The following is a 12,717-nucleotide window of genomic DNA, read 5'->3' as shown; positions in this document are numbered from 1 at the left end:
TCTAATTTGCTTCACTTTTTTAAAAAGAGGTCGATATATTGGTCGAGGTGACAACTATGCAAATCCAAGCCCAACCGCTCGCCCTCGTGCAAGCGAGCGCCGGCATCCAGACGAACCGGGTCTATAAGGCCGAGCTCGTCAAACAGACCGGCCCCGATACGGCCATCGTCAAAATCAACGGCGAAGAAGTCGAGCTCACGTTCAAGGACGGCATGCCGAAGACGAACCCGTTCCACGTGACGCTCGCCGACCAAGACGGCACGCTCCTCGCGACGGTCTTCCCGGCAAAAGAAGAAGCGGAACCGGCCAGTCAGCCGGCGAAGCTCGAATCAAAGATTCAGACGCTCCTCGCCGCGCTCCCGCCCGAAGTGAGGAGCGCCGTCAGCCGCCTGCTCCAGACGGGGCGCCTGCCGATGAGCGCCGACACGGTCCGCTTGCTCGAGACGGCGATGAAAGGCGACCTGCGCGACGCGATCCTTCTATTGAAGACGGTCGACACCCCGGACGTCCCCCGCGACGTCCAGAACGCGATCGCCGCGTCGACGCTCTCTGAGGCGAGAGAGCGAATCAAGCCGCCCGCCCCTGACGCGCCGTACCCGCAGAAGGAACGCTTCGTCGAGCTCGTCAACTTGTCCCGCCCCGTGAGCGAACGCATGACGCCGACGCCCGAGACGGTCGACCGCATCATCCGCGACGTCCCGGTCCCGCAAAAATCGGTCGAGCAGCTTCACGTTCCAGTGAACCGCCCACAATTTGATACGGTGACGCTCCCGTCCGGACGGCAAGTCGTCGTCAAGGAAGTGACGAACCATCTCGCGACGGTGACGAACACGTTCCGGAACGAACAGGCGACCGTGACGAAACAGCTCGGCCAAGTCGCCGCGCTCGTCGAGACGAGTCCGCACACGGCCCGCCCCGCCCTCGAGACGGTATCGACCCGGTTGACGCAGCTCATCCAGAAGACCGACGCCTTGTTACATACGGACGCGACGCAAGAGAAAGCGCTCGTCTCGATGACGGCGAAACTCGATGTCGCGCTCGGACTGCTTTCGACGAAGCCGGCCGAGAGCGCCGCCCTCATCAAAGAAGTGCGCGCTGCGTTGAACGACTTCCGGTACGTGCCGAACCACGTCCGGCTCGAATATATCCCGCATGGTGCGACCCGTGCCGGTGAGATCGCGAAAGTCCCGCCGTTCAAGCTCGACCAACAGCTGTCGGGCCGCGTCATCCAAGAGACGGCACAGCGCGTCCAGGCGTCGGGCCTGTCCGTCAAGGCGGATGCGGCGAACCCGGAGGCCGCACGCCTCGCCTCGTTCTTCCAAGTCCAACAGACGCTCAACCGGCTCGACGGTGGCCAGTTGCATCAGCTCTTGCTCGCCTTGCCGGCAAAAGTGCAAGAGATCGACACAGGCATCCACGTCCATATCCAGAACCGGGAAGCCGGTGACGTCGTCGACTGGGAGAACAGCGTCCTCTACATCCGGCTCGAGACGCCGCGGCTCGGCGAGATCGCCGTCAAGCTCGAGGCGATCGACCGGAATCTGCGCCTGACGCTCGAGCACGATGACAAGCGCGTCGAGACGCTCGCCCGTCCGCTCCTCGGAAAGATCGAGACGACTTTGGAGGCGATCGGCTATAAGAGCGTCACGACGCAGTTTAGACCGTTGACGAAGACCGAGAAAGTCGAAGCCGAGCCGGTGACAACACCGACGAGCGGCTACGACTTCAAGATTTAGGAGGCCGACATGTATCAACGCATGGATTTGACGAAACGAAAGACGGCCGCCGTCGTCCGCTACGACGAGTCGACGGACCGGGCCCCGGTCATCGTCGCCCGCGGGACGGGCGCCGTCGCCGACAAGATTTTAGATGAGGCGAGAGCGCGCGGCGTCGCCATCGAGCATGACCACTCGCTCCTTGGCCACCTGCTCGATCTCGACCTCGGCGACGCCATCCCGCCCGAGCTGTATGACGTCATGGCCGAAGTATTGTTGTTGATTGAAGAACTCGACTCACTTAAAGGAGAACAAGGATGAACCAGAATCAACTATACGAGATGAGCGCCGAAGAGCTGACGCAAGCGATGCTTCACGCCCTCGCTTATCATTATGAACACGCATTGACAACGACGATCGCTGAACGAAACCGTCACCTCCGGCAGGCGCGCGAACTACTCGCGAAACTGCACCAAGGTTTGCACGACAACGGCGGCATCATCTCGGCCCAGCTCGATGAGATTTACTTGTATATGGCGAAATCGAGCCTCGAGGCATTGATTGAACAAGACCTGTCAAAAATTGAGGAGTTGCACAATCTCGCAAAAGACCTTGACCACACTTGGGGCGAAGCAATGGAACGGGCTCGACTCACCCCGCAACCGCTAGGAGGGAACCGCTATGAAAATTACCAATAACGTACAAGCCTTAAAAGCATACACGTCGCTCTCGATGAACCAGGCGACGATGAAGAAGACGATGGACCGCCTCTCAAGCGGTGTCCGCATCAATAAAGCGGCTGATGACGCGGCCGGTCTCGCCATCTCAGAGAAGATGCGGATGCGCCTCGACTCACTGTCGATGGCCGAGCGCAACACGCTCGACGGCATCTCGCTCACGCAGACGCTCGAAGGCGGCATGAACGAGACGCACGCCCTCCTCCAACGGATGCGCGAGTTGTCGGTACAGGCGTCGAACGGGACGCTCAGCGGCGACGACGCGAAAGCGATTCAAGAAGAGATCACCGCCCTCACCGCTGAAGTGACGCGCATCGCTGAGACGACCGAGTTCAACTCGAAGAAGATCATGAACGGCGAGTACACGCAAGGCGCGAAGGAGCTGTTCTTCCAAGTCGGGGCCGGGAGCGGTGAAGCCGTCATCTTGAACGTCGCCGACATGCGTGCGAGCGCGCTCGGCATCGACGGACTCAGCGTGTTGACGGCATCCGACGCCGGGGACGCCATCGCCAAGTTCGACGCCGCCATCAACGCCGTCTCGCTCGAGCGCTCGAAGCTCGGCGCCATCCAGAACCGGCTCGAGGCGAACGTCAGCGTCGTCACGATCGGTTCGGAGAACTTGACGGCGTCCGAGTCACGCATCCGTGACGCCGACATGGCCCGCGAGATGATGGACTTCGCCCGCCTCAATATCTTGAACCAGTCCGGCATGGCGATGATCGCCCAGTCGAACGCCCTGCCGCAAGGCGTGTTACAATTATTGAACTAACTTAAGGAAGGACGGATCCCTATGGACATTCGTCGCATCATGGAGACGCAGTCGCTCCTCGGCGCCGGCAAGGCGAAGAAACCGGACGTCGAGCCCGGTGTCTCATTCTCGAACGTCATCGGACAGAAACGAGAGGACCGCGAGCACGAGCGCTTCCAACGCCAAATCGCGGCCATCCACGAACAAGGCGAGCTCCTCGCCGAGAGTCAGACGGTCGAGTCACTCGCTGAATATAAACAACTGATTAAAGACTTTATGAAAGACGCCGTTGACGCGGCACTCCGTCTCGAGGACAAGCGCGGCTTCAACCGCCGCGGCCGGGCCAAGATTTATAAGATCGTCGAACAGGTCGACCAGAAGCTGCTCGCGTTGACGGACCAGGTCATCTCGGGCGAGGCGTCCCGCCTGTCGCTGCTTGACCAGGTCGGTGAGATTCGCGGGTTGCTCGTCAACGTGTACGTGTGAGGTGACCTATGGCTGAACATCTGTTTTCAAAGAAAGTGAAGTGCCCGTACTGTTTGAAAGAGAGCACGACGCCGCGCATCTTGTCGCGCCACATCCGCCCGCAAGAAGTCGCGAAGGACGGCTATACGACGTATGACGGCGAGAACCCGTACTTGTATGAACCGGCCGTCTGCGGCCACTGCCACCTCGTCTTCCATGATTCGTTTGATAAGGTGCGGAAGAACAACCGCGAGGCGCTCGAGACCGAGTACTTCCCGCGCGTGAACGCCGACGTCTTGGCCGGTGACCGGACGCCGGAGCAAGTCATCACGCTGTACAAGTTCGCCGTCATGACGGCCCAATTGAGCGGGCAGAAACCATCCGTCGTCGCCATGCTCGGCATGCGCCTCGTCTGGATGTATCGGTTGACGGGGAACGCGAAGGCGGAACGTGAATGGATGAAGCGGACGCTCGACAAATATAACGAAGTACAAGAAACCTACACCGATCAAGTCCGGACCGGCCTCCCGTACGACCAGCTCATGCTGCGGATTGCGGACCTTTCGGCCGCGCTCGGATTTTATGAAGAAGCGCGTCGTTGGTATGGGATCCTTCTCGGCAGCAAAGAAGTGTCGGAGCGGATTCGGAACCAAGCCCGGGACCATTGGGAAGATTTTCGATTGGAACACGCCTAAAGGGAGAGCCGCAGCTCTCCCTTTTCGCATACAAAAAACCGCGCTCATCCACTCACAGACAAACGCGGTCGGTTCTCTTTACGGGTGAACCCCTAAACCGAAAGGAGATAGACGCGACATGACTCACGTCAAAACCTAAACGAGGCATCCAAGAACCGATCGCGCGGTGGCGTCTTGCACGGTTCATTTCTATTATAAGTTGGAATTTACTATTTTACTATTATTTTTTATGCGATTGAGATTAGGGTATGAATCCAAAGGAGGTCATTTCATGTTTGAAGCCCGCTATATTGAAACGGTACGTTCGATTTTTCAGGAACAAAAGCAACTCGCCGAGGACGCCTTGAATCAAGTGAACGACGAGGACCTGCATCGTGTGCTTGCAAAAGACACCCTCTCGCTCGCCGTCATCGTGCAGCACATCTCGAATAATATGAAATCCAGATGGACCGACTTCTTGACGACGGACGGCGAGAAACCGGACCGCAACCGCGACGCCGAGTTTGAGGACCAGCAGTTGTCTCGTGAAGAACTCATGGCGACGTGGGACGCGCGCTGGCAGCTGTTGGACGATGTATTAGTGAGCCTCACGCCAGAAGACCTTGGTAAGACGGTCTTCATTCGTGGTGAGGAGAAGAGCGTCATCTGGGCGATCGAGAAACAAGTGTCGCACTATAGTTATCACGTTGGGCAAATCGTCTTTCTCGCGAAAGTATTCGCCGGGGATAACTGGAACGTGTTGACGATCCCGTTGCCGCATCAACGATAAAGAGAGGCATCCAAGCGGATGCACTCTCTTTATTTTGTGACGTCGATTTTATATTCGTAGCGGTCTTCAGCGATTTGCTCATAGTTCGCGTCGAACGGCCCGTCGACGATGAAGCGGACTTCCGTCAACTCCTCGGGCATCGCCTCGACGAAGAACAGCACATTCCCTTCCTTCTTCACTTTCCCGAGGAACTCGCCACCGACGTCGTCGGAGTGCCAGAGGTCGGCCGTCACCTGTTCGCCCGTGTTCGTCACGAGCGTCGCCTGGTTCGGGTGGAAGCTGACCGTGTCGTCAATCGTGTTCTCGACGATGACGTTCATCGCGACGACCGTCACCGCCTCTTTCCCATCGAATAGTTCACGGTACGCCTCTGCGACCGTGAGTCGTGACGTCTGGACTTTATCGATGGCGAACTGAATCGAACCGATCGTCTCGTTGACGTCGAGCGCCTTATTCTTCATGTAGATCTGGTTTGAGCCGAGCTCGCTCTCTTGCACGTCCGCCTCTTCTTTTGGTTCAGCCGTCTGTTGTTCCGTTTCAGCTGCCACGACTTCCTCCGTATCGGTCGCCGTCGTCTTCAGTTCGTCGGCTTCTCCGCATCCGACAAGTAGTGCCAAAGGCAACGCGAGCACCAATCCGTATCGTTTCATCTTCATCAAAAATCTCTCCTTTTCGTGTTGGTAGTGGTTGATAAGATGAGCATACGGGATTGTCTAGCCTGACCGGTGTAAGAAAAAGTTCAAGGTGCGTCCCCTGAACAAATAAAAGTCAAGGTCATGAATCTGACCTTGACTTCGGCTACATTATCCTCTTGATTTCAAATCCTCTTCCTCATACGGGTCGGGCCCGTCCTCGAGCGGGGCGTCGTCCTCGATATACGCCTCGAGCTTCGGGTCACGTTCCACGTATTCATCGTACGCTCCTTCTGGACCGTAGACGAAGTAACGACGTTTCTTGGCTGACTCGGGTTTCACTTTTTTCTCACTCATCTCGTTTCCCTCCTCATTCCAGAAAAGAAGCAACGGGTATAGTGGTATTTACCCGATTTTACCCGATAACAGACGTGTTTGCACCTGTCTCGAAAATCGATGAAACTTCTGAGCGGTCGTTTGCGTAGAATAGACCACTACATAAGCGGAAGGATGGGTTCGATGGATTTAGTGAAGAAAGGATTAAAGCGCGGGATTCTGCTGTTGGCAACGTCAGGCGTGCTCGCCCTATACAACGTATTAACCGGTGACATGGAAAGTGTCCGCCTCACTTTGACGTACGGCGGCATCGGCTTCTTCCTCGGCGTCACGAGCGTCATCTACGAAGTGAGAAGATGGTCGTTCCCGAAACAGATTTTCATCCACTGGGCCGTCATGCATGTGACGATTTTACCGCTCGTCTTTCTGTCGGGGCTCGTCCCCGTCAACTCTGTTCAAGACTTCGGTCGCTTATACGTGAACTTTAACGTGAGCGGGCTGATCTTGTTTGGCGTGACGCACCTCGTTTCTAGAGCCCGACGCCAACCGAAGACCCCGTGAACGACGAACAGCTCGAAGGCGCGCCTTCGAGCTGTTTTATGTCTGTTGGTCGAATAGTCCTGAGAAGTTTGAATCGAAGTCCTCGTACGGGTCGACGTACGTCTTGACGGCTTTCCGTTCTTGCCGGGCCGTCCCGAGCGTCATGCCGAGCCGTTGATGCTCGGCCTCGATCAAGCGAGCGATCTTTTGACTGTCGTCGACGAGTTGACGGATGACGGTCTGGTCGGCCGCCTCGAGGTCCGGTCCGTGCGCGGCGAGCAGTTGCTCACGGTCGTCCAACAGTTCATGGATTTGGTCCATCCACGTGTCGTACGTCGGCTCTTCCGGTACTTGCGCGAGTAGGTCCTTCAGCCGTTGCGTCTTTAAGATAATCTCGTCGATCGGTCTCATGCTTGCTTCGCGAGTTTCATCGCTTCTTTCCACGTGTCGCGGAGTTCGGTCGTGAAATCGAGCACTTCATCCAGAATCGTCGTGTCGTTCTTCACGTTCGCGTCCAACAGGCGGCGCCAGATGTACTCGTAGAGCGAGTCGAGATTCGCCGAGATGGCGATGTCTTTATTGAGCGTCAGGCGCATCTCCTGAAAGATGGCTTGTGCTTTTTGGATGTTCGTGTTCTTTAGGTCCGGGTTCCCTTGCTCGATGGCGAGTTTGGCGAGGCGCGTGAACTTGAGCGCCCCGTCATACAACATGAGCGTCAGTTCTTGCGGGTTCGCGGTCGTGACCGCGTTGTTTTGATAAGCTGCATATGGGTTGGCTACCATGTTCATTTCCTCCTCTTACATGCCTCCGCCTAAAAACTGTTGCAGTGAGGCGGCTTGCGAGTTCGCCTGGTTCATCGCCGTCTCCATCGCCGCGAAGCGACGGTAGTAGGCGTTCTCTTTATCGACGAGCAGTGCGTTCAATCGTTGGATGCGGGTATCGATTTGTGTCATCTCACGGCCCATCGAGTACGTCGGGGCACCGGCCCCGTCCGCCCCGGCGATCCGGGTGATGTTCGACCGCGATGCGGCCGCTGCGTCACGGATTTGCGGGAGCAGTCCGCTCTCCGCGTTCGTGAACAGTTGATACACTTGCTCCGGGTCTTTCTCGATGGCGGCTTTGAGCTTTTCTTCATTTAGCTCAATCTTACCACCGTTCGTGAAGTCGGCGCCGGTCGAGAGGCCGATTTGGAACAGTTGGCGCATCTCAGCGTCGTTCGTCGCCGAAGACGTGCCCGACCATTTGCCACGGAGCGAGTCCATGGCGCTACGTAAAATCGTGTCGCCTTTGAGCATCCCGCTCATCGCTTTTTCTTCCCACTTCTTGATCTCATCTTCTGACAGTTCGTCACGTTGGGCTTTCGTGAGCGGTGCGAATGAACGGAAACGTTCTTCTCGCACTTTCTTGTTCATCAGGTCGATCGTCTCATTGTATTTATCGACGAAACCTTTAATGTTGTCGAAGATTTTTTGGGTGTCGGTCGCGGCCGAGAGGGTGACAGGTCCGGCTGTAGGATTATCGGGTGTCGGGAACCTCGACTTCAACGTGAGCGTCATGTTGTCAATCGTGACAGTATTTGTCGCGCGTTCTACATCAATCCCGTTCACTTTGAATTGAGCGTTTTGACCGACAGGGTTCGTCTCACCTATCGCGAAGGCTGATTTGAATCCTAAATCAAAGTCGAGCGTCGCGGTTGCGCCCGTATCTTTTGTCGACAGTGAGATTTTCCCCGTCGATGACTCGAAGAAGGCGGATAAGCCCGTTTCTTTTTCATTTAATTTCGATACGAATTCTTGCACAGTCGCATTTGCACCGAGCTCAATTTTCTTGTATGTGCCAGTAGTGGATGACTTATATTGAATCTCAAAGCCGGTGCCGGAAATGAACTCCGCCGACACACCTTGAGGGATGACACCGTCAGGGTAAGCAGTCGTATTTGTTGCAGTAAGTTTTCCCGTCGACGCGTCATAACTAAAATCGGTTGGATTAAGCGTTTGTCCGGCAGCGTTTTTCAGTGTGACATTCGTGAAGTCTAAATCTTTCGGCAACGTCATCTCCGTTCCGGCCGTCTCTTGAATGACTCGCTTTTGACCAGCCACAAAACCATTCATATCCGAAAGTTTCGTTGCGCCTGTTAATTTTGCACCATTCTGATCGGTCGCACTTAAGATTGTCGTCGCCGATGTCGCGAGTTGCGTCACCGAGTCAATTCGAAGCGCACTGTTCCCGCTAGACGGCCCGGCCGTGACACTGATTTTTGAAGCGTCGGAGGAACTCGCCGTCTTCGCATAGAAGTTCCGGCTGAACATCAAATCGACGGCACTGTTACGGAGCGACATGAGCGAGCGGTTAATTTCACGGTATGCGTCACGTTTCCATTCAGTCACTTGCTTCTTTTGCTCAAGCTTGTCGACCGGGACACGCTCGACTTGCATCAATTGTTTAATAATTGTATCGGTATCGATCCCACTGGCGAGTCCGCCGAATCGGATTGGTGATGTCATGGTTGGCCTCCTTTACACGCGTTCATCGAACAATCGGTTGAACTCCATGAACGCGGCGAAAAAGTCGAGTGACTTCTTGCTTGGGATTTCGCGGATGACTTCATTGTTCGTATCCACGATTTGAATATAATAGTCGTTCAGTTTTTCATGTTTCATGAACTTCAAGCCGGTACGTTGTTGCTCGAGTACCAAGTTCGCCTTCTCGACAGCCGCCTCTAACTTTGTGACGTGTTGAGGCGTCGGCAGAATGACGATGCCTTCGTCGGCGAGTTTCGCTTGATTCGCTTCGACGAACACGTTTTTCGTTTGTTCATACGGCAAGACGGAAGAAGGTAGGTGAAGCCGGACTTCAGAAATGGTCGGGTTCATTTGCGTCTACTCCTCTAATCATTGTTCTCATGGACTATATCGGTAGAAATCAGGTCAATTTGTAGTGCTTTGACGAAATGGTTCTCGTTTCTTTGCTTTTAAATAGGTGACCCGGGCTTGTAAATCATGAAATTGTTCCTGTAACTGCACTCGTCTTTTATCTCCGCAAGTCGCCGCTTCAATCGCGATGGACCGCATCGTCCGCAATAAGTCTTCTAGTTCGTCTAATCGCTTTTGTTCGGTGTAGACGACCTCCAGCTCTTCTATCAAATCCTTGCCCATATAAACACCTTCTCTCTTCCTATGTATCGACGTGTCAATCAAAAACTTGAGATGGGCTGACGAATTATTGAATCAGGTCATTCCGATAAATCGGGAATGATTTCTGTAAGGAGATTACTACGTAAAGGGGAGAAGTGAGATGGACTGGGAAGGACTATCCGAGGAACAGGTAGCCATTTTAGTCGCTAGTATTTTAGGGGATGGTGAAATCACGAAGTGCTATCCATATGATCGACGTGTAAACAACAGTTACCGGGAGCATTTTGGGATGGGCCAGTTAAGTTATCGCCAATGGAAGCAAAAAAGCTCTCTGACATATTGTATTTACGAGGAAACAATCTTGTGTCGCGCTCCATTCCGTTGATGACGAAACTCTTCCCTCATTTTTATCCGGACAATAAGAAACACATTCCGTTCGAGTTGCTTGAAGACATTCATCATCCTTCATGTCTGCTCACACTCTATTTGGACGATGGCTCACTCCTCCTCAGTAAACGATTCAATCACAACAAGAAAGAGATTCAATTTACCCCGCATATCGCTTTCTACTTACAAGCCTTCTCGAGACAACAGTTGAAACAGTTAGCCATCTGGATGAAAGCACGTTATGACATCAATGTGCGAACAACGGGCACGCCGAGCGGTACAGGCTGTTATTTAAAAATGACGAAAGTGACTGACACGTTCGACATTTTGGATTTACTCGAGCCATATATCGCCGAACTACGAGAATTCACTTATAAACTGTCATGGGAAACACGTCTGAAGAACGAAATCGAGCTGTATAAGCAATCACACCCGGACTACACGATTCGCGTCTCCGTCCCCGCTAGGCCGTATAGTGACGAGGATATCGCTTTACTCATCAAATGGAAACAGCAGCGCGTGACGGATAAAGAGATTGCCCGACGGTTGAACCGTACGTATTGGTCGGTCGTTTATAAATGGCAAGACGTCAAAAACCGTGAAGCATAAGCTTCACGGTTTTTAGTATAACTTTTAAATAATCAATTGCTATATTAACGGAGCAATTGAAGCACAGCTTGTGGCTGCTGATTTGCTTGCAGATGCCCATATTTTTCAATATGGTCTAGACTATATCTTCACCCTTTTACAATATCAATATAAAAATCATTATTATTGTAAAATAGGGGCTGGGCACTTCCCTCGCCGTTGTCGAGGTACGGATCTCATAACCATGGACATTATGTCGGTAGGTCGTTCATCCTAGTCGTTGAACCTTCATCACAGTTTCCTGACAGATGCTTGGCTGCTGATTGTCCAATCCCTTCCTTTTTTCAAAACGTTCACGCTCACCGTTTCCAGTCACGTTGTCGTAAGGAGGGCTCTAAGGAGTCCCAGCAATTCACCCAGTTATACTCCTATCCGTTACCAGATAAGACGCCCGTCAATCATTACCGAAGAAGTTGTAGAACTGCTTGGGGTTGTGATTGAGATTGAGCCATCATTGCTTGCGCAGCTTGGTTGAGGATGTTGTTCTTCGTGAAGTTCATCATCTCTTTAGCCATGTCTACGTCACGTACACGTGATTCTGCAGCTTGAAGGTTTTCAGCTCCAACGTTCAAGTTGTTGATTGTGTGCTCGAGACGGTTTTGGTTTGCACCTAATTTCGAACGCTCCCCAGACACTTTTTCAATTGCAGTATTGATTTTTGAGATTGCTACTTGAGCAGAAGATGCTGACGTTAAATCAAGAGCATTAATTCCTAAACTAGAGGCACTCATATCACTGATTCCAAGTTTTGTTACTTGGCCTTCGTTTGCTCCAATTTGGAAAGTTTCTGCTTTATTAGTAACAGTACCAGCAAACAACGCTGTAGATGCTAGAGCAGCTTTCGATGCAAATGCTTCTGAGTTAAGTTCAATTTTGAAGTTACCAACCTCAAAAACTCCATTTTTTGAAACCGATCCCGAAGCAAGGGTCGCAACAGTTCCAGAAGCATCAGTTAATGTCAAAGCTGCTGCTGTTGTGGCTTCTAACTTAAAGTTTGCTTCACCAGTTGATGCTACGGCGTTAGCTGCAACTTTGAAAGTTACTCCACCCGCACCAGAGAGTGTCGCTGCAGCATTTGCTGCAACTGAAGCATTTGAAGCAACCACTTTACCGTTCGCATCTTGAAGTTCCAATTTAAAGTTTCCCGCACCAGCATCTGAAGAGATTAACTTATACTCACCTAGTTCAAGGTTTTCAAGATCTGCATCGGCTGCAAAAACAATATCAGCATCCGCATTGAATCCAGAAATTGTTGATGAAGTTACAGTTGCACCAAGAGTTACATCGCCTGCTGCCGCAGCTGTAATCGAGTAACTTCCAGCAACGACATTATCATTTTTCAACTCTACACCTTGAATTCCAGTAGTAGATGACGTAGCTTTAACAGCCATATCTCCATTTAAAAGTTTTTTTGTATTGAACTCTGTTGTATCTCGAATTCTATCAATTTCTTGCGTTAACTGAGAAACTTCTTTCTGAATCTCGTTTCGATCTGCATCTGTGTTAGATCCGTTTGATGATTGCACTGATAGTTCACGCATACGTTGAAGGATTGAGTGCGTTTCGTTTAAAGCGCCTTCAGCCGTTTGGATGAGAGAGATACCGTCTTGAGCGTTACGGGAAGCTTGATCAAGACCACGAATTTGTCCACGCATTTTTTCAGAGATTGCGAGACCAGCAGCATCGTCGCCAGCACGGTTGATACGAAGACCCGAAGACAACTTCTCCATCGCTTTACCCGTGTTTGTCGTGTTGAACGACATGTTACGGTGTGCATTCATCGCGTTTAAGTTGTGGTTAATAATCATTGTAATTTCCCTCCATAGGTTTGAGTTTTTTCCGCTCTTCCAAATCCATTTGTCCGAGCATACAAGGTTTAGGCCGGCCCCTCACCTTGTATTAGTTGGAACG

Annotated in this window: 17 protein-coding genes; 9 read left to right on the top strand and 8 right to left on the bottom strand. The window is 52.7% G+C overall.

Going from position 1 to position 12,717, the window contains the following annotated elements; genetic code table 11:
* Positions 1 to 56 precede the first annotated feature (56 nt).
* The 7 genes from RT52_RS06325 (at position 57) to RT52_RS06295 (ending at position 5,129) form a co-directional block, all read left to right on the top strand.
* The gene (locus RT52_RS06325) at positions 57 to 1,736 is read left to right on the top strand and encodes a hypothetical protein (RefSeq protein WP_245175479.1); all 1,680 of its coding nucleotides are present in this window, start codon (positions 57 to 59) and stop codon (positions 1,734 to 1,736) included.
* 9 nt (positions 1,737 to 1,745) lie between these two features.
* Complete coding sequence (locus RT52_RS06320) at positions 1,746 to 2,036, top strand: EscU/YscU/HrcU family type III secretion system export apparatus switch protein (RefSeq protein WP_034815980.1); 291 nt, start codon at positions 1,746 to 1,748, stop codon at positions 2,034 to 2,036.
* Positions 2,033 to 2,413: a flagellar protein FliS gene (locus RT52_RS06315; RefSeq protein WP_034815978.1), complete on the top strand. Its 381-nt coding sequence runs from the start codon at positions 2,033 to 2,035 to the stop codon at positions 2,411 to 2,413. The genes RT52_RS06320 and RT52_RS06315 overlap by 4 nt, the downstream gene beginning before the upstream one ends.
* On the top strand, positions 2,397 to 3,221 hold the full coding sequence (locus RT52_RS06310; RefSeq protein ID WP_034815975.1) for a flagellin N-terminal helical domain-containing protein: 825 nt from the start codon (positions 2,397 to 2,399) through the stop codon (positions 3,219 to 3,221). Before RT52_RS06315 ends, RT52_RS06310 begins: the two co-directional genes overlap by 17 nt.
* 21 nt (positions 3,222 to 3,242) lie before the next feature.
* A complete protein-coding gene (locus RT52_RS06305; RefSeq protein ID WP_029334571.1) occupies positions 3,243 to 3,686 on the top strand; it encodes a YaaR family protein in 444 nt (147 codons plus the stop codon).
* An 8-nt stretch (positions 3,687 to 3,694) separates the two neighbouring features.
* Positions 3,695 to 4,360 (top strand): DUF2225 domain-containing protein, encoded by a 666-nt coding sequence (locus tag RT52_RS06300; protein WP_034815973.1) that lies wholly within the window; start codon positions 3,695 to 3,697, stop codon positions 4,358 to 4,360.
* A 271-nt stretch (positions 4,361 to 4,631) separates the two neighbouring features.
* A complete protein-coding gene (locus RT52_RS06295) occupies positions 4,632 to 5,129 on the top strand; it encodes a DUF1572 family protein (RefSeq protein WP_034815971.1) in 498 nt (165 codons plus the stop codon).
* Between the two features lie 29 nt (positions 5,130 to 5,158).
* Here the strand turns inward: RT52_RS06295 and RT52_RS06290 are convergent, their stop codons facing one another.
* Positions 5,159 to 5,785, bottom strand: coding sequence for a DUF4352 domain-containing protein (locus RT52_RS06290; protein WP_034815968.1), 627 nt, complete (start codon positions 5,783 to 5,785; stop codon positions 5,159 to 5,161).
* A gap of 147 nt (positions 5,786 to 5,932) precedes the next feature.
* The gene (locus RT52_RS06285) at positions 5,933 to 6,118 is read right to left on the bottom strand and encodes a hypothetical protein (protein WP_034815965.1); all 186 of its coding nucleotides are present in this window, start codon (positions 6,116 to 6,118) and stop codon (positions 5,933 to 5,935) included.
* Positions 6,119 to 6,280: 162 nt separating this feature from the next.
* On the opposite strand from RT52_RS06285, the gene RT52_RS16000 reads away from it, so the two are divergent.
* The gene (locus RT52_RS16000; RefSeq protein ID WP_051690294.1) at positions 6,281 to 6,658 is read left to right on the top strand and encodes a DUF3021 family protein; all 378 of its coding nucleotides are present in this window, start codon (positions 6,281 to 6,283) and stop codon (positions 6,656 to 6,658) included.
* Positions 6,659 to 6,694: 36 nt separating this feature from the next.
* Here RT52_RS16000 and RT52_RS06275 read toward each other — a convergent pair whose 3' ends face one another.
* From RT52_RS06275 to RT52_RS06255, 5 genes are read right to left on the bottom strand one after another with little or no spacing between them, the layout of a single operon-like run.
* A complete protein-coding gene (locus RT52_RS06275; RefSeq protein ID WP_034815963.1) occupies positions 6,695 to 7,048 on the bottom strand; it encodes a flagellar protein FliT in 354 nt (117 codons plus the stop codon).
* The gene (gene fliS, locus RT52_RS06270) at positions 7,045 to 7,419 is read right to left on the bottom strand and encodes a flagellar export chaperone FliS (protein ID WP_034815960.1); all 375 of its coding nucleotides are present in this window, start codon (positions 7,417 to 7,419) and stop codon (positions 7,045 to 7,047) included. The genes RT52_RS06275 and fliS overlap by 4 nt, the downstream gene beginning before the upstream one ends.
* 15 nt (positions 7,420 to 7,434) lie before the next feature.
* The gene (gene fliD, locus RT52_RS06265) at positions 7,435 to 9,141 is read right to left on the bottom strand and encodes a flagellar filament capping protein FliD (RefSeq protein ID WP_034815958.1); all 1,707 of its coding nucleotides are present in this window, start codon (positions 9,139 to 9,141) and stop codon (positions 7,435 to 7,437) included.
* A gap of 12 nt (positions 9,142 to 9,153) precedes the next feature.
* Entirely contained in the window at positions 9,154 to 9,510 is a 357-nt protein-coding gene (locus tag RT52_RS06260; protein WP_034815955.1) for a flagellar protein FlaG, read from the bottom strand.
* Positions 9,511 to 9,564: 54 nt separating this feature from the next.
* The gene (locus RT52_RS06255) at positions 9,565 to 9,792 is read right to left on the bottom strand and encodes a hypothetical protein (protein ID WP_034815953.1); all 228 of its coding nucleotides are present in this window, start codon (positions 9,790 to 9,792) and stop codon (positions 9,565 to 9,567) included.
* A 342-nt stretch (positions 9,793 to 10,134) separates the two neighbouring features.
* Between RT52_RS06255 and RT52_RS06250 the strand changes: the two genes are divergently transcribed.
* On the top strand, positions 10,135 to 10,767 hold the full coding sequence (locus RT52_RS06250; protein WP_245175478.1) for a DNA endonuclease: 633 nt from the start codon (positions 10,135 to 10,137) through the stop codon (positions 10,765 to 10,767).
* Positions 10,768 to 11,207: 440 nt separating this feature from the next.
* Here the strand turns inward: RT52_RS06250 and RT52_RS06245 are convergent, their stop codons facing one another.
* Positions 11,208 to 12,614: a flagellin N-terminal helical domain-containing protein gene (locus RT52_RS06245; RefSeq protein WP_034815951.1), complete on the bottom strand. Its 1,407-nt coding sequence runs from the start codon at positions 12,612 to 12,614 to the stop codon at positions 11,208 to 11,210.
* Between the last annotated feature and the right edge of the window lie 103 nt (positions 12,615 to 12,717).

Source organism: Exiguobacterium alkaliphilum 12/1 (assembly GCF_000714435.1).
Classification (GTDB): Bacteria; Bacillota; Bacilli; order Exiguobacteriales; family Exiguobacteriaceae; genus Exiguobacterium; species Exiguobacterium alkaliphilum.
The sequence above is the reverse complement of the archived record's forward strand: the minus strand, read 5'-3'. Positions and strand labels throughout refer to the sequence as shown.